Origin of the sequence: Microscilla marina ATCC 23134 (assembly GCF_000169175.1) — a bacterium.
GTDB classification, from domain to species: Bacteria; Bacteroidota; Bacteroidia; order Cytophagales; family Microscillaceae; genus Microscilla; species Microscilla marina.
On sequence record NZ_AAWS01000028.1, the window covers coordinates 98,604 to 116,204 of the forward strand.

9 protein-coding genes are annotated in these 17,601 nt (G+C 40.8%); 7 read left to right on the forward strand and 2 right to left on the reverse strand.

The genetic code is table 11. The annotated features are described in order from the left end of the window. Positions 1-237: 237 nt before the first annotated feature. A complete protein-coding gene (locus M23134_RS23120) occupies positions 238-2,727 on the reverse strand; it encodes a tetratricopeptide repeat protein (RefSeq protein WP_004156573.1) in 2,490 nt (829 codons plus the stop codon). Between the two features lie 264 nt (positions 2,728-2,991). After that, on the reverse strand, positions 2,992-5,571 hold the full coding sequence (locus M23134_RS23125; protein ID WP_004156574.1) for a tetratricopeptide repeat protein: 2,580 nt from the start codon (positions 5,569-5,571) through the stop codon (positions 2,992-2,994). A 766-nt stretch (positions 5,572-6,337) separates the two neighbouring features. Here M23134_RS23125 and M23134_RS23130 point away from each other — a divergent pair. The 7 genes from M23134_RS23130 to M23134_RS23160 all read left to right on the forward strand — a co-directional run bounded on the left by M23134_RS23130 (position 6,338) and on the right by M23134_RS23160 (position 17,383). Continuing rightward, entirely contained in the window at positions 6,338-9,493 is a 3,156-nt protein-coding gene (locus M23134_RS23130; RefSeq protein WP_004156576.1) for an AAA domain-containing protein, read from the forward strand. A gap of 12 nt (positions 9,494-9,505) precedes the next feature. After that, positions 9,506-10,702, forward strand: coding sequence for a hypothetical protein (locus M23134_RS23135; protein WP_004156577.1), 1,197 nt, complete (start codon positions 9,506-9,508; stop codon positions 10,700-10,702). A 9-nt stretch (positions 10,703-10,711) separates the two neighbouring features. Next, on the forward strand, positions 10,712-11,290 hold the full coding sequence (locus M23134_RS23140; protein ID WP_004156585.1) for a condensin complex protein MksE: 579 nt from the start codon (positions 10,712-10,714) through the stop codon (positions 11,288-11,290). Continuing rightward, complete coding sequence (locus M23134_RS23145; protein WP_045114156.1) at positions 11,274-14,948, forward strand: ATP-binding protein; 3,675 nt, start codon at positions 11,274-11,276, stop codon at positions 14,946-14,948. The genes M23134_RS23140 and M23134_RS23145 overlap by 17 nt, the downstream gene beginning before the upstream one ends. A gap of 12 nt (positions 14,949-14,960) precedes the next feature. Then, positions 14,961-15,812 carry a DUF7281 domain-containing protein gene (locus M23134_RS23150; protein WP_004156602.1) on the forward strand — a complete coding sequence of 284 codons (852 nt, stop codon included), beginning with the start codon at positions 14,961-14,963 and terminating at the stop codon, positions 15,810-15,812. A 373-nt stretch (positions 15,813-16,185) separates the two neighbouring features. Next, a complete protein-coding gene (locus M23134_RS23155; protein ID WP_004156604.1) occupies positions 16,186-17,118 on the forward strand; it encodes an Rpn family recombination-promoting nuclease/putative transposase in 933 nt (310 codons plus the stop codon). Positions 17,119-17,188: 70 nt separating this feature from the next. Then, entirely contained in the window at positions 17,189-17,383 is a 195-nt protein-coding gene (locus M23134_RS23160) for a hypothetical protein (RefSeq protein ID WP_004156606.1), read from the forward strand. The last annotated feature ends 218 nt before the right edge of the window (positions 17,384-17,601 follow it).

A 17,601-nucleotide genomic window follows, 5' to 3' on the forward strand; every position in this document is an offset into this window, starting at 1 on the left:
TGTTTCGCACAAAAGTAACAACATTGTGCCAAAAATGGTTGCACAAATCAGAGATTTATTATAACCGGGAGGGGCATCAGACAGGCGATAAGAAGCACGGTGTTATATTTTAACAATATCCTGCTTTCAGATTGCAAGCAGGAGAGCAAAGTAACGCATTTACCCTCTAAATGACTCCCTTAGGTGAGCGTACACCCCTTGCAGTGGTCAAGTTTGCAAGTATTGCTCAAATGGTGTTTATACCTTTAGCCCCAGCAACAAAATGTCGTCGCGTTGTTCGGTATTTTTCATATGTTCACTAAGGGCTTGTTCCAGTATGTCTTTTTGGGCATTCATTGTATGCAAATGAATTTTGTAGATCAATTGTTGTAGGCGGTGGCTCCCAAACTTAGCCCTTTGCTCGTTGTTTTGGTCAGCAAAGCCATCAGAGCCGATATAAAACACAGTACCTTTGTCACACCACATAGAGTGAGACGCTATACTTCGGGTATTGTTTGATGAGAAACCGATAGACACATTGGCTCCCTTAATAATTCCCAAGGTTTTGCTGCCAGGTATTACATACCACAAAGGGCGTTTGGCACCTGCAAAGCATAGTTCTACCTGCCCGTTTTCCAGTTCTTCTGTTACTACAAATGCGGCATCCATGCCATTTTTGTCCCCACTTTTACTTTGCTTAAGTACTTTGGGCACCCTGGTTCTAAGCATTTCCAGTATTTGTGCTGGGTCAGACTCTTTTTTAGTGTTCACAATATCATTGAGTAAAGTAAAGCCAATCATACTCATAAATGCTCCTGGTACCCCATGCCCGGTACAGTCAATAGCGCCCACTACCTTTTTGTTATCAATGGTGCCCAACCAATAAAAGTCACCCGATACCACATCTTTAGGGTGGTAAACCACAAAATGTTCTTCAAAAGACCTGGCGATATGCTCTGTAGCAGGCAAAATCGCCTGTTGAATGGTGAGGGCAGCCCTTACACTTTGGGTGAGTTGGTGGTGTTGGATGTCAAGCAAACTCTTTTTTTCTTCAATATCATCACGTTGAGCAGTAATCTCTTCCTGGTTTTGCAACAACTCTTCGTTCATTGTAAGCAGTTCTTCACCTTGTTGGTGTAGCTCTTTTTTCTGCCTCTGCAAAGCCGATTTTTGGTCTTGCAACGCTCGTTTTTGTTGCATCAACAATCCATTGGCTCTTTTTTGCGCCTGACGGCTACGGTAAATCAAAAAAGCAAGAATCAACACCAACCCAAGCGCTGATAATGACACAATGCTCATATTGCGTCGGAAGCTACTCGTCAATTTTTCTTTTTCAAACTTTGCTTTGAGGGCAACTTGTTGAATCTTTAGAGAATCTTTTTCAAGTTGAAATTCGTGATTGGCTGCCAGGCGGGTAATTTTTTTAGTATTGGCGGCATTCAGCAAGCTATCGGTCATTTGCTTAAACACCACATGCGCTTCATAAGCTTTTTTGTAGTCACCTTTGGCCTTGTATACTTTGGCAAGGGTTTCGGCACCGTCTTGCAGTGTGGCTGGTTTGCCTATTTCTTTGGCCAATGTTACTCCCCGGTCCAGAAACTGAATGGCTTTTTCATATTTTTTCTGCTCCAGGTGTGTCTTGCCCAAAGCTACCAATACAGTAGAAGCCAACGATTTTTCGTTGAGTTTTAGGCACATAGCCAATGATTTGTTCAAATAGCCCAAGGCTTTTTCATAGTTTTTTTTTGCCAGGTATGCTTCTCCTATATTGTCATAACAATTGGCCAGCCTACGTTTGTCACCCTTTTTTTGCTCTATCTTTAGTGCCTTAAAGTAATACTTGAGAGCTTTATCGTATTGATGTTGTTTACTGTATACAAAACCTATATTGGTATAATTGGTCGCTATGAGCATTTTTTGCCCCAACTCTTCTTTTAGCCTGAGCGACTTTAGTTGGTATTCGATGGCTTTCTCATAATCGCCTTGCCGTACATATACCAGGCTAATGTTATTGTAACTAGCTGATATGTTCGATTGATCGTTTGATTTGATTCTTATTTGCAATGCTTTAAGGTGCTTTTGCAACGACAGGGCATAGTCACCCTGTCGCAAATGTATCGTTGCCATGTTGTTGTAGAGGCTTGCTACATTTGCTTTGCTTTTTTCTTTTTTGCGTATTTCAAGGCTTTTTCCATAATACTCAAGGGCTTTGGCATAGTTACCCTGGTTAGCAGAGAGTATGCCTATGTTGTTATATACTGTGGCGGTATAACTGGGTAGTTTTTGAGCCTTACTTATCTTGAGTGCTTTGGTATAATACTGCAAAGCGGTGGGGTAGTTTGCCTGAGCCACCTCCACTGAACCCAAGCCAATAAAAGCACTGATTTTCCCTTGAATATATTGGTATTGATCGCTGACTGTGAGTATTTGATCAAATATGTTTTTTGCTTTAGCATGGTTGGCTTCGTTTTTTGCAAAGTAAGCAAGATGTTCATAAGCATTTACGATGCCTTTGGGGTATTTTATCTGGGTAGCAAGTTTGATTGCCAACGAGGTATAATGTTCAATTTTAGATAGTTGGGGGGGGGTATGCTTAAGGGCGAGTTGGTTGTATACTTTTACCCGCTGGGTGTCAGCGAGGTTGTTTTGGAGCACCTGTTTCAAGGAGTCTATGCGCGCTTTTTTTTGGGCAAAAGCCTGACCTGTAATACACCCCAAAAACACCCAAAACCAAATTCTTATTTTCATGCACTCCTTTGTTTATACAAAGTAAAACCTTGTTGTAATAACAAGCAAACATTGTACTTTAATCGCGATTTTAATTTTTGGAAAGAAAACTAAGGAATGGTGTAAAAATAAAGTTCTATAGTAACGCCAAAATATTTTGTTGGCAGGAGAGGCAAAAAAACGCGGCATAGCAGCGCTACGACAAGTTTTTTTAACGAATTCTGTCAGCGAAAGATGACGTTAAAAATGTAAATTTATTTTGGTACCATTCCTAAGAAAATAAAATTACAGCTTCAACCCCAACCACAAAATATCATCACGCTGTTCGCTGTATTGCATATGTGTTTTGAGCGCTTCTTCCAACAAGTTTTTTTGTTGTGTCAGCGGGTAAGCCACGTTCTGCTCTAGCAGTTGTTTCAAGGCATCATAACCAAAACGTTTGCGTTGCTCATTGTTTTGATCTTGAAAACCATCTGAGCCTGCATACAAAATACTATGGGCAGGCAATGAAATGTGTTGTTGGGTAAATACTTTCCTTTTTGTCTGAAAGCCACCTACTGACATTCGGGAGCCTTTTAATTCGCCAAAAGTGCGGGTGAGAGGATCAAAGTACAACAAGTCATTTTTGGCTCCGGCAAAGTCAATCTCAAAATGATTGTCTTTGCTGCTCACCGAGAGTACCACAGCATCCATTCCGGCTATCATGTCTATCTCTTGCTGTTGCCCGGTGTTGCGTTTCATGGTATGTAAAACACTTTCGTTGAGTTGGGTCAATATCTCCGCAGGCTGCACTACTTGATTTATTTTTACAATAGAGTCTAGCAACTTGCTGCCAATCAAGGTCATAAAAGCCCCTGGCACCCCGTGTCCGGTACAGTCGGCTACCACCATTACCCATCGTTTGCCTACTTCGGCTATCCAATAAAAATCACCCGATACTACATCTTTTGGTTGGTACAACACAAAATAGTCGCTGAACAACCTCCGGAGGAGTTGGTCGGAAGGCAACAACGTATGTTGGATCACCTGGGCTGCCTTGAAGCTTTTATTTATACGGTATTGATGGTGCAACAGCTCGGTATTTCTGAAGGCAAGAATATCGCGTTGGGCGGCTATTTCTTCTTTATTTTGTAGTAGCTCTTCGTTGAGTGTGGTAAGTTCTTCGCTTTGAGCTTTCAACCCTTGTTTTTGTTGTTGCAGTTGTACATTCAAGCGCTTTTGCTGTTGACGGCTCCGGTATACAAAAAACATAAACACCAGTACAATAGTTAAAACCGTCAGCACCAACCAGTTGATGTTGCGTTGAAAGCGGTTGGTCAATTGCTCTTTTTCAAGTTGGGCCCGTTGCAAAGTATTGGCTTTTTGCATAGAGTCTTTTGCTTGTCTAAATTCTAGCTCTACCTCCATGCGGGTTATTTTACGGGTATTTTCCACATTAATCAGACTATCAGACATTTGCTTGAAAATCACTTGGTATTGATATGCCTTGGCAGGCTGACCTTGTAAATGATGGGATTTGGCAAGTATGGCTGCACCATCTCTTATAGTGGCCGGGTTGCCCACCTCTTCGGCCTTGGCCACCCCCTGAGTAGCATAATGTATTGCTTTTGGGTAATTTTTTTGCAAAAAAAACACCTCAGCCAATGCCACTTGTGTTTCCGATACAGGGTCTTTTCGCCCTTGTGCCTTGTGCATGGTAAGAGCTATTTCAAGGTAGTTTTGTGCTTGAACGTACTGCTTTGTTTCTATTGCCAACATTCCCAGGTTGAGGTAGCCATCTGCCAGGCTTTCTTTGTTGCCTATCTCTTTTTCCATCGCCAAAAATTTTTGATAGTATACCTCTGCCTGTTGAAACCTTCCTGCGGTTTGGTGAATGTTTCCAATCATTTTGTAATTGTTCGCAATGCCTTGGCGATTTTGCAGTTGCTTATACACCCTAAGTGCACGTGTTACGTACGCCAGGGCAAGCGAGTCGTTGTTTAATGCGTGAAACACCGAGCCTATATTGGTATAGTTATTTGCAACGTTTTTTTTACTGCCGGTTTTTTCGTTGATTTTCAACGATTTTTTATAATGCTCCAATGCTTTGGGATAATTGCCTTGTTTGCGATATACTGCTCCCATATTGTGGTAACTATTTGCGACTCCTTGTGTATTGCCCAGCGCTTGCTTGATAGCCAACGACTTACGGTAGTACTCTAGCGTAAGAGGGTAGTTGCCCAATTTACTGTATACAATACCTATGTTGTTGTAGCCATACGCCATGCCACTTTTATCGCCCAGTACTTTGTCCAGTTGCATCGACTTTTGGTAGTACTTCAGGGCAAGTCGGTACTTGCCTTGCTTTTGGTATACAATGCCTATGTTGTTATAGTCGCTGGATAGCCCTCGTTTATTGCCCATTTTGCGATCAATCGCCAGTGTTTTCTGGTAATATTTCAAAGCTTCCTCATAATGAGCCTGATCGTCGTGTACTGCTCCCAAACCATTATAAGCGTTGGCTATGCCATTGTCATAACTTGCTTTTTTTGATATTTTGAGTGCTTGTTTAAACAGAGTATTGGCTGCTGTATAGTACCCTTTGCGTCGCAACATCCAGGCTTGCCTGTGGTAAGCGTCTGCTTCTCCTTTTGGGTAATTTGTTTTTTGTGCCAAGGCAATGGCTTTTTGTATATACAGGGCAGTATTGAGAGAGTCGGAAAGTGCATTGTAACGGCGGGCGATTTTGACGTATACCTTTACTTTTTGCTCATGGATAATATTAGTTTCCAATACTTTGAGCAAAGAGTCCAGTTTGCGTGTTTGCCAGGCAAATACATTACATGTGGTCAGACAAAGCAGTATACACAAAACATAGGTTTTCATGGGTTTAATTGGGGTTTGATAAACATCATATAATGGGCATAAAAGCCAACTGCTTTTTTGTTATACACAACATGAGGCAATGCAACTTCTGTCAGGAAACTTCAATCAAAGTATCAAAAACCTTACTACACCAACCACAACAATAAATTTACAATTTTATCTTTAGCTAATAAAATATCATTGGATTATTCTAAATCTGCCAATACGTTTTCTAAACCTTGTTTTGTGGTAGATAGCGCTTGCGGGGGCAAGCTTCAAGCGACAAGTCCTTAGATACCGATGAATATCGGTGCTATTCCGTATTCCATAGGGATTTATCAAGTTTGTAAAGCGTTTATTTTCAGTTGTTTATAAATTTGATAGTTAGAAGCAGGTAAGATCAAAAACAAATTGAAAAGCTATATTCTGATTGACACATTGGAAACCCTAAAAGCAGTACAGCAAAACCCAAAATTGTTGGAAGCCAAACAAGTAGCAAGTATTCGCGGGTGACCTCAAGGCTTCCTGTTTGCCTGTAGAGCGTACCCAAACCTTGGTATACTTTGCCTTTTTGGTGACAATCTTTAAAGCTTGGTTGATGTTATCAAAAATGCAAATGTAGCAATAATACAAATTAAATTGGCTTTCAATCTATTTTTGCAAGGTTATATTTTGCAATAATTTTACTAGCCATATATTTAAGACTCAGGCTCTTATATTTCTTTGAGCGAATATGTTATTTAGGCGTATATTGTTTTTTTATGCGAATTTATCCTTAGCAATGAGTATGCATACAAATCAACTAAGTAACTTTCAAAATCTACTTTCTTGTTGGCATAAGTTAGAGCATTTTAGCCCATCAAATATTCCAAGAGGCAAAAATACTTCAAAGTTTGAAGGTATAGAGCCTTGGAAAGCCAACCTTCGTGCTTCGAATAGTAAAAAAGAAATAGAATACACCATTTACTTGGGAGTATTTGAGCTTTCCCATGCAAATAAATTTGTAGAAGATTTTTTTGGTACAAAATCAGATAACCCAAACCAAAATAAAGGAGGTAACATTTGCTATGCTTCACTCAAAATAAACGAAGCTGGTCACTATGTGGAAGAATCTTTAGGCATACCAACGTTTCCATGGGCCTTGAATCAGTTGGGAAAAAATGAAATTAATAATGATAATTGGGCTTTACGTTTTGAGGCACTAAATGATGAGCTAAAAAAAGAATTAGAATCATTGGTGAATGCCATTCATCAAGATGAAGAAAGGAGGCTTATCAAGATCCCAAAGGTTTTAAGCTGTAATTTATTGTTAAGTTTTCAAAAACTCGTCATAGACACAATAGGGTGGGAATTTGGAAGCAATATCAAGAAAGATATTTATATCAAAGCTGAAGAAAAATATAAAAAAACAAAAAAGAGTTTAGATGAAAATAGCTCTAATGCTGATTTGTTGAATAGTTTTTACATCAATGATTTGGAAACTATCTCAAGAGCTTTAAAAAGTGATGTAGAAATGCCATTCGCTTTTCAAAACTACATCAGAGGAAGCCTAAACGAACAACAAAAACGATTTGATTTAGCTAAAGATATTCAAGTACTAAAGGATGACTTACAACCTCTTAAATATCCTGATGGATGCTGGCCTTCTGATTACTCCCTGAGTTTGATGCAGCAACTGGCGGTTACTCATACCTTTAATAGTCTTTCTGATGGAAACCAAAGCGGGATTTATTCTGTAAATGGACCTCCTGGTACAGGTAAAACAACCCTTCTACGAGATGTCATTGCTGCCATCATAGTTAAAAGAGCCAAAGTACTTTCAGGGATTACTAATCCAGCCAATGCTTTTGAATATGTTGGTCAAGTATACATTAATGACAATTACTCGCTATATATTTACTCCCCTGATTCAAGTTTAACTCAAGGGGGTATGGTGGTGGCTTCATCCAACAATGGTGCAGTAGAAAATATCTCCAAAGAATTACCTTTAAAGAGTGAAGTAGGTTCTTTTGTAGATGAAATTGGTTACTTCAGAGAAGTAGCACAGCATTGCATTGATCCATCAAATTGGGGGTTGATTTCGGTTGTATTAGGCAATAAACAAAAGAGAAGTACTTTGGTAAACAAACTTTGGTTTAATAAAAAAGAAGGTGGTAAAGACTTCAGGGAAACCCTGAAAGAGAACAAACCTGAAACCAATACATCTTGGCGAGAGGCAATCAAAGCATTTAACCTAAAATTGCAGGAAGTAGCTACCGAAAAAGAACATTTGGAACAATGCAGAACAGATTATATAGCCTTGACAACAGCTAAGGCTCAAGAAAAAATACAACAAGTTGAACTAGTAAAGGTCAAAGAAGTAAAAGTTCAATTAGAAGAAGAAATCAAGCTATATGTCAGTAAGGAGCAAGAATTAAAAAAAACAAGAACAGAGTTGCACAGTGATTTGGCAATGATAAAAAAACACAAGCCTGGTTTTTTTAGCTACTGGTTTAATAAAGAACGCCGTAACACCTACAAACAACGCATTCAAGCTACCGAAAACAGCTTATTAGAAAAAGAAAATAGGCTTAGAGATACAGCACAAAAACTGGATGATCTCAAACAAAAACATCAAGAGCAGAGCGCCAAAGTAAATCAAATTCAGCAATCTATCAACCAACAAATCAACACCATCAATCGACTTTCTCCAAAAATAAAGTCAGATAAAGACAAATTAGGAAATAATTATGCTGATGATGATTTCTGGCAAAATATTGAAACCAAAACATCTCAAGAGGCTTGCCCTTGGTATTCTCCAAAACTCAAAAAATTACAATCTGAGTTATTTATTGCAGCGTTGAAGCTTAACGAATCATTTATTCTTCATGCCAATACTCAATCAAGTAGAATATCAACTACTCTTGCTGGCTTTTTTGAATACTTGAGAGGTAACAATACATATTCTCGCAAAATGATTAAAGCCATGTGGGATACCTTCTTTTTAGTAATCCCAGTGGTATCTACCACGTTTGCCTCAGTTCATCGTATGTTCCAAGGCTTGGATAAAGAAGATTTACCCTGGTTATTTATAGATGAAGCAGGTCAGGCTGTTCCTCAAGCAGCAGCAGGAGCCATCTGGCGTTCTAAAAGAGTAATGGTAGTGGGTGATCCGTTTCAAATAGAACCTGTAGTAACTATCCCTGATGTTATTACCAATAATCTCAGAGAATACTTTGGATTGCATGAGCAACAAATAAGTACTGAACTTTCTGTACAATCTATGGCAGATCGCATGAATTATTTAGGTACTTATCGCGAAATACAAGGACCTCCCACTTGGATAGGGATGCCACTGCGGGTACATCGCAGGTGTATTGAACCAATGTTTAGCATTGCCAACAATATTGCTTATGAAGGTACCATGGTTTTGTCTACTGCTACACCAAAACAAGTAAACTTACAGATGGAAAGTAACTTTATACATTGCACAGGCAAGGTACAAGGTAGGCATTTTGTGCAAGAACAAGCCAACTTAGTAAAAGAGTTGTTATTACGAGAAACATCTTTCTGTGGAGACCTGCCCAATGTATTTGTTATCACTCCTTTTACCGAAATAGGTTATAAATTAAAAGGTGATTTGTTTAATCCGCTGATTCAATGGCTCAACAGAGTCAATTCTTCTTCCGAAAATGGAGATAAGTTATCTGAATGGTTAGATTCCCATATTGGCACTGTGCATACTTTCCAAGGTAAGCAAGCTGATGCGGTAATTTTATGTCTTGGTTTAGATGATCGCATAAAAGGAGCTGCCACATGGGCATCTCAAAAACCCAACTTGTTGAATGTTGCTCTTACAAGAGCTAAATACAGGTTTGTGGCAATTGGCGATAAAGATATTTGGTTGAAGCAGCCTTACTTTATGCAACTAAGCAAGTTGAATGAAGTTGATGTAATAGCATAAAATAATCCCCCCATGCAAACCTTCACCTCCATCAAAGAACTACTCAAGGCACTGCACCGCGAAGCCAGCTTGCTCGGTGAGATGTTTGCCCACCGAAAAAACAATGCTTTCAAATACGACGATGCCTTGGTGTTGGTCGACGATCAACCAGCAAGGATTGAGTCTTTGATTAGCCATGCCGTGCTCAACCAAAACGGGAGTTACTTGGAAATAAACAATCAGTTTTTAGATTTTTTTGAACAAATACTGGCAGTAAACGAAGAGGTCAACCTTGCCTTCATTCATAGCAACATTCAGAAGATTGAGGAGAACATAGAGTATTTTGGCAACGAAAAACGCGAGAGCGCTAAGTATGGCTACCTTAAGGTGATCAAGGGTACTCTAAAAACGATTGGGATGACTACGCTGCGCAATGTGATGGACTTGCGCCGAAACATAGAAACGACTTTTAAACACGAACCCAACTACAAAAACAAAAAAGCCAAGCTCGAACATCTGGATAAAAAACGGGAAGACATTGAAAACTTGATCAACCAAACCACCAGCTTGGTAAATGACAAACACGAGCTGTTTTTTCATAAAGCCTTAGATGTTGAACTAGACCAAATCATTGTCGACCTAAAGAAAAGCCTCGGTCATTGCCAACACAGTTTGCTTGAGATAGAAAAGCAAATCATTGATTTTTTGAACCAAATCAAACACCAAAACCAAGTGATAGAAAAGTTGCGCAAGGTGAAGTATCTGAAAGACCAGTTTACGCTCGACACCCACAGCAACCTAAGGGCGGTGCTCAGCGAAGAACGCTTGGTTGCCTTTGAAAAAAAACCTCAATATGCGCTTAAGGCATCGCTCAACACTTTGAGCACTTCGGACGAAGCTTTTGAGTTGATTTGCAAGGTTGCCAAAAAAGCCCAAACCAAGGCAAAGCCCAAGCTGCAACGAGCCGAACGCATTGAGGCAAAATACTTGAACAGCCAAGCAAAAGAAGAGGTGTTTATTGACTTAGATGGCATCAAAAATGGGTTTTTGGCAGGGAGCAACGATTTATTTGGTTTTTTGATGAAATATGATTTCCCCGAAAAACTCACGTTTGATCGGTTGGTTACCATCTATTGCCAACTCATTTCTCAATATGAGCACGAGTTTAATATTACCCACCAATTTGGCAACAGCCAAAACATTTCTTATGCCTTGGTTTATCCTAAATAACCTTTATTTATGAGCCACATTCACCAACACATCGCCCCCATTTTTGAGATATTGAGCAAGGGGCAATTTATATGTTCTAATAGCTCGAACCGCTCCATGCAAAAGCTCTATGACGTGATTAGCCAAGAGGGTAATTTTGAGGAGTTGTTTGACTATTTCAAGCAAATCAACTTTTGCCTTGAGGCAGGAGACGAATATTATTATTTCAGCAGGGAGGAGTCGAAGGCGGGCTTGGAGAGAAAGATAGAGACTGCCCACCAGTGGATTGATTTGCTTGATTTTTTCAAAACTTATGACCAGGCTTTTGGGGTGGGGTGGAGGTTTAGCCCTGCCGAAATAAGGGTGAGGTTGAGCACCAATGCGGAATTGAAATACAAGTTGGACAATTTGAAAAAGCGTTATCCCAAAAACATCTCTTACGACGAAGCGGTGGGCAAACTTGCCGAGTCGTTGCGCAAAGAGGGTTTTGTAGAGTTGCATAACGAAATAGAAAAGACCTATAAGGTGTTGTCGTCTTTTAAATACCTAGAGGAGTTGATTTTGAAAATAAACATAGAGGAGGACATAGAAAATGAGATTCCTGAATAAAGTGGTATTTATCAATAGTGCCTCTATGAGCTATGCCGAGGTGGGGGTAGATGGCAACGTGCATTTGATTGGCACCCAAGGGGCGGGCAAAAGTACCTTGTTGCGGGCAATCTTGTTTTTTTATAATGCCGACAAAACCAAGTTGGGCATTCCACGCGAGAAAAAGGGCTTCGACGAGTACTATTTCCCTTATCAAAACTCTTACATTGTGTTTGAGGTAGCCAAAGAAAACGCCTCTTTTTGTGTGCTGGCTTTTAAAAACCAAGCCAAGACCTGTTTCCGTTTCATCGATTCGGCTTACCAAAAAACATTGTTTATCGATGCGCTCAACCACGCCCGCGATTGGGCAGGGATAAGGGATGCCTTGGGCAGCAAAATTGGCTACTCTAAGGTGATCAATAGTTATGAGGAGTACCGCAATATTATTTATGGCAACAACAAGGGTTTGTCTAGCGATTTTAAAAAATATGCCATGCTGGAGAGTGCCCAATATCAGAACATTCCCAGAACAATACAAAACGTATTTTTGAACTCAAAGCTAGAGGCAGCCTTTATCAAAGCCACCATCATTAAGTCTATCAACGAAGAGGAACTCAGCATAGATTTGGACACTTATGACAAGGGGCATTTGCGGGATTTTGACCTTGAGCTGAATGATGTAAAAAAATGGAAAAAGTTGGACAAGGCAGGAGCAAACCTATTAGAAAAACAAGCGCGTGCGGTGATAGATGCACGCATCACATACAAAGCCGAACAACAAGCAAAGAAAAAACTAGCGGCTAGTTTGGGCTGGGTGTTGCATAAAAATACCCAACAAAAACCCATGTTGGCACAACACATGCGTGGGGCAACTCAAGCCCAACAAAAGCTTGAGCAAACAATAGGCACAACCAAGGAGAAATTTGACGCTGGCAAGTCTAGGACAAAGAACAGGCAGGCGGTGATTGATGATAAACTTGATACGGCGGCAAAGCAACAAGCTCATTATAAAGAACAAAACATTGAACAAATCATTGCCAGGGTAGGCAACAAAGGGGCGCAACTTGCCGAGCAAAAACAGTGGCAAGCGGAGAGAGATATTCTTACCTCAAAATTTCAGGAAATAGAAACACAATACGAGGCATTGATGGCACTGCAAAAGAGCAAGCAGGAAGCGCTCAAAAATAATCAAGGCAAAAAACAAAACGAGCTCAATGCGCAATTTTTGAAGGCGCAAAACGAATTGAATGCCAAGTATGAGCGCTTGATTGAAGAAGTGAGACAACAAGGGCAGCAAATGATGGACGATGCCCAGTACATGCTGAATGCCCAACGTGAGCAAGTGAAGGAGTGGGAGGTGAAAAAAATCAAAATAGAAAACACCCAGTTTTTTGCCGAAGAACTGGCTTTGCAACAAAAAGAGTTGGAAGGCTTGCAAAAAGAACAAGCCAATGCCCAGCAAACGATCAGCGATAGCGAAGCAACCATCAATGACTTAAGGAAAGAGTGGGGTTGGGAGAAAGAAAAGGTGGAGAGTAAGGCAAAAAATGAAACTGATGACATCAAAAGAAAACAGCAACCGCTTGAGGCTGAAAAGGAGAGGGTAGAGGCAAAGGTTGCGGGTGTAGCGGGCAGTTTGTATGATTGGCTAGAAGAAAACAAACCTGGTTGGCAAGCAAACATAGGCAAAGTGATCAACGAAGATTGGGTATTGTTTGCCCAAGATTTAGAACCTCAGTTGATCAACGAAGATAGTCAAAGCGTGTATGGGATAAAACTAGATTTGGGTAAGATAGACAAGCAAGTAAAAAGCGTAGAGGATTATGCGCAAGCACTCAAAAAAAACGAACAAGCACGGCAAACATTGGCAGCGAAAGCAAACCAGTGCGCGAAAACTTTGCAAGACAACATAAACCGTTTGCGCAAAAAATACCAAACTGAGATAAAAAACGCTGAAAAACTGATTACCCAAAACACGCACATTTTGGCGCAAGCCACCCAAAAGATAAAGGCGGCTGAAGTGGCAATACATGAGCTTGCCCAAAAAGCCGCAAATGCAAAGGCAGTAGCTACCCAAGAGGCAGAAGAAAAGGAGAGCAAAGCCAAGGCAGCAGCGCAAGAAATTGTGCAGCGATTGAGTGAACTTAAGCAAACCCAAAAGAACAACATTGCTCGCAAGCAAGAAGCAAAGGCTCAGGAACTGGCAGAGATGACCCAGCAAAAAGCAAGCAAGCAAGAGCAGCTACAAGCCGCCTTTGAGCAAAGCAATGCATTGATTAGCGAGGCAATGGCAAAAATCAACGCAGAGAAAAACCAACGACTAGAGTCGGAAGGGGCGAATGTCAAAAAAATTGGGGCTATTGACAAGCAACTGAAGAAGATTGCTCAAGAATTAGATTTTATAGATGCTCACCAAGCCAAGGTAACCGAGTATGAGAAGGACAAGAGGGAGTTGTTTGACAAGGTAGAGGGGTGGCAAGAAGAGAGGCAACGCTTGGACGAAAAACTCTGGCAACAAACTGCCCAGTACGAGCAAGCGTTGGCAAAATTGAAAGAAGACTTGGCGGAGGCCAAACAACGGGTGGCGCAATTGCGCCAGGAACAAGACTTGGTGGCAAAGGATGAGGAGGAGTATGAGGCTTTTAAAAAAGGAAGGGTTTGCACTGAAGAGGTGCTGGCGCAAATTGCTAGTTTTAACAATGATGACGCCAGCCACAAAAGGGGTACAGAGTTGATGCGATTGATCAACGCCAAGCACTACGAAGCACGGGACTTGCTCGAAGGTTTAAGCCGCGCGGTGCATGACTTTATAAGCCACTTTGACGAAAAGAATGTATTTAGTTTTAGGGTCAGATTTGCCCCTCAAGAGGATGAAGCCTTGCTCAATTTTGCTGTAGACCTGGAGGAGTTTATCAATGAAAACAAAATAGCTACCTACGAAAAACGAATCAATGACCGCTTTGCCAACATCATCACCCAAATAGGCAAAGAAGTGGGCGAGCTGACCGCAAAGGCGGGAGAAATCAGCAAAATCATTGGCAAGATCAACAACGATTTTGCGGATAATAAAATCTTTGTGAAGGCAATCAAACACATAGAGATGAAGGTGATTGAGAGCGACCATAAGATTATGCGCACAATGGTGGAGATCAAAGATTTTAACGAGGAAAAAGGTGCAACACTGGGCGCGCCTAATTTGTTTTCGGGCGACCATGCCCAACAAGACAACCAAAAGGCGATCAACTTGCTTACGCGTTTGGTGAAGGAGCTCAACCAGAGCAAAAGTGATCAATTGAAGCTTTCAGATTCGTTTGATTTGAGGTTTAAGATCATAGAAAACGACAACGATTCGGGCTGGGTGCAAAAACTCGCCAATGTGGGCTCTGAGGGCACCGACATACTCGCCAAGGCAATGATCAATATCACGCTTTTGAACGTGTTTAAGGAAAGTGCTTCGCGCAGGTTCAAAGACTTTAAGTTGCATTGTATGATGGATGAGATTGGCAAATTGCACCCCAATAATGTAGCGGGGATTCTCAAATTTGCCAATCAAAGAAACATCCTATTGATCAACGGCTCGCCCACTAGCTACAACGCCATTGACTATAAATATACTTACTTGCTCTCGAAGGATGAGCGAAACATTACTTCGGTAAAAACCCTTGTCCAAAAATACTAAACCCAGTCGCCCATGAGTCTAAAGCTAGCCACCGCCAAAAAGTTACTTGTATTGATAGAGGGGCAAACCGTGCCCGCCAGCTCGCTCAAGGGGGCTTTGGTTGAGCGCTTGATCAATGAAGGCATTTTGTCGCGCAGGGGCAGGGTGAGGCAAACCATTCAATTGATGAACCCTGCCGCCTTGCAAACTTTTCTTAAAAATCAATATGCCATTGCCAGCCTTACTCACTTCATAGCAGTAGCAGAGGGCGAAGCTACCACCCGCGCCGAGCTTGTAGAGGCAAGCGGTGACTCTAAACTGCGAAGTGTCAGAACTTTTCAAGGTTTTTTGGTGAACAGCTACGCCCCCATTAAAGCCGTGTTTAAGGGTGAAAACATGACCATACAACCCACCGAAGGAACTTTTACTTTTATCTATGATTTTGAGGAGTTTGTGCCCGACAAAAACGTGACCATTGTGGGGGTAGAAAATGCCGAGAATTTTAGACATTTGAAAGAACAAGCCTACCTTTTTCAAGGTATCACCCCTCTTTTTGTAAGCCGTTATCCTCAAAACCAAAGCAAAGACCTGATGAAATGGCTGCAAAGCATCCCGAACAATTACTTACACTTTGGCGATTTTGACTTGGCTGGGGTGGGCATTTATCTCCACGAATATAAGGCGAATTTGGGCGAAAGGGCGCGTTTTTTTATCCCCAACAACCTCGAGAGTTTATTATCTGCCCATGGCTCAAGAGAAAGGTACAACAAGCAAAAAGAAAACTTTGATACCCAATTGGTTACAGAAGCGCCACTATTAGACCTCATCCAATGCATTCATAAAGCAAGAAAAGGGCTAGATCAAGAGGTATTCATTCGCCTTTGATGGGGCAAACAACGATTGTTCATTGCAAATCGGGGGTAAATCGTATGATTGAAGGGCAACGACTTTTTTCTCCAGCTTTGCAAGGTTAAAAGTGTGTTTAAGGCTTGTCATCCATCTTTTTTTCTCTATTTTCGATGGGCTTTAATTGAGCTATAGAGGCATTGAAATCTAAATCCCTTATGCTTCTGGTATCATCCCCCTTACCTTAACATCAAAGCATTTCGCTCCATTATTAGCGTCAAGCGTCTTTCCTTCCATTGCTTTATTTCAAATAGTCATTTAAACATTTTGTTTAATATTTGTTTTCAATCATCTTTGCCTTACCCAACAAACAAAGGGACCAGGCAACTAAATGATCAAATAAAAACTGTTTATGAAAAACATCTCTAAAGACACCTTATGGAAGGGCATCATTGAAGACTTGTTCGAAGATTTTTGTGCTTACTTTTTCCCTACTTGGGCAACTCAAGTGGCTGATTTGTCTAAGCCAGTAGAGTTTTTGGACAAAGAGCTAGAGTCAATTTTTCCAGAAGGCGCCACCCAAAAACGCTATGCCGACAAGCTGGTGAAAGTGTTTACCAAACAAGGCACAGAGCAATGGATTTTGGTGCATGTAGAAGTACAAGGTTATGAGGATCCTACCTTTGCCGAAAGAATGTTCATTTATTTTTATCGGATACTAGACAGGTATCAGCAAAATGTAATGGCATTGTCGATACTGACTGACAGTAATGCCCAGTATCACCCGCAACGTTACTATTATGAGTACGAAAATACTCGGTGCAGTTATGAGTTTCCTTGCTTCAAAATATTGCAAAAAACCGAGCAAGCACTCCAAGTACCCAATAATCCGTTTTCGGTAGTAATGTTGACTGCCAAAAAAGCGTTGTATAAAAAAAACTTGACGGATGCACAACAACTTGTCTGGAAAAAGTCGTTGGTCGAAGCATTGAAAGACGCTGATTATTCGGATGAGAAAATCCGACGGATGTTGCATTTTATTCGTCATTATGTTAAATTTAATACAGAGGAAAACCAACAAACCCTCGAAGAAAACATTCAAACAACTTTTAAACATCGACAAAATATGGGCATTGAAGAAGCGATTTTGCAGGCGGTAAGAGAAGAAAGTATGGAGAAAGGTATGGAGAAGGGTATGGAGAAGGGTATCGAGCAAGGTATCGAGCAAGGCGTTGAAAAAGGTATCTTGCAAACTGCACTTAGAATGAAAAAAGCAGATTTTGCTATGGCTGATATTATCAAAGCTACTGGCTTGACCAAGGCACAAATAGAAAAGCTTGTCTAACGCTGAAAAAGGGTTATACCAAGCAAGGTGTAACCTTTTAGTTTTTATTACCCTTAAACATCGACAAAATATGGGCATTGAAGAAGCGATTTTGCAGGCGGTAAGAGAAGAAAGTATGGAGAAAGGTATGGAGAAGGGTATCGAGCAAGGCGTTGAAAAAGGTATCTTGCAAACTGCACTTAGAATGAAAAAAGCAGATTTTGCTATGGCTGATATTATCAAAGCTACTGGCTTGACCAAGGCACAAATAGAAAAGCTTGTCTAACGCTGAAAAAGGGTTATACCAAGCAGGGTGTAACCTTTTAGTTTTTATTACCCTTAAACATCGACAAAATATGGGCATTGAAGAAGCGATTTTGCAGCGGTAAGAGAAGAAAGTATGGAGAAAGGTATGGAGAAGGTATCGAGCAAGGTATCGAGCAAGCGTTGAAAAGGTATCTTGCAACTGCACTTAGATTGAAAAAGCAGATTTTGTATGGCTGA

What these genes read in the sequence shown, in the direction of transcription:
- M23134_RS23140 (WP_004156585.1), top strand. Translation starts at nt 10,712, where the DNA reads ATGAGCCACATTCACCAACACATCGCCCCCATTTTTGAGATATTGAGC.
- M23134_RS23155 (WP_004156604.1), top strand. Translation starts at nt 16,186, where the DNA reads ATGAAAAACATCTCTAAAGACACCTTATGGAAGGGCATCATTGAAGAC.
- M23134_RS23160 (WP_004156606.1), top strand. Translation starts at nt 17,189, where the DNA reads ATGGGCATTGAAGAAGCGATTTTGCAGGCGGTAAGAGAAGAAAGTATG.
- M23134_RS23145 (WP_045114156.1), top strand. Translation starts at nt 11,274, where the DNA reads ATGAGATTCCTGAATAAAGTGGTATTTATCAATAGTGCCTCTATGAGC.
- M23134_RS23150 (WP_004156602.1), top strand. Translation starts at nt 14,961, where the DNA reads ATGAGTCTAAAGCTAGCCACCGCCAAAAAGTTACTTGTATTGATAGAG.
- M23134_RS23125 (WP_004156574.1), bottom strand. Translation starts at nt 5,571, where the DNA reads ATGAAAACCTATGTTTTGTGTATACTGCTTTGTCTGACCACATGTAAT.
- M23134_RS23135 (WP_004156577.1), top strand. Translation starts at nt 9,506, where the DNA reads ATGCAAACCTTCACCTCCATCAAAGAACTACTCAAGGCACTGCACCGC.
- M23134_RS23120 (WP_004156573.1), bottom strand. Translation starts at nt 2,727, where the DNA reads ATGAAAATAAGAATTTGGTTTTGGGTGTTTTTGGGGTGTATTACAGGT.
- M23134_RS23130 (WP_004156576.1), top strand. Translation starts at nt 6,338, where the DNA reads ATGCATACAAATCAACTAAGTAACTTTCAAAATCTACTTTCTTGTTGG.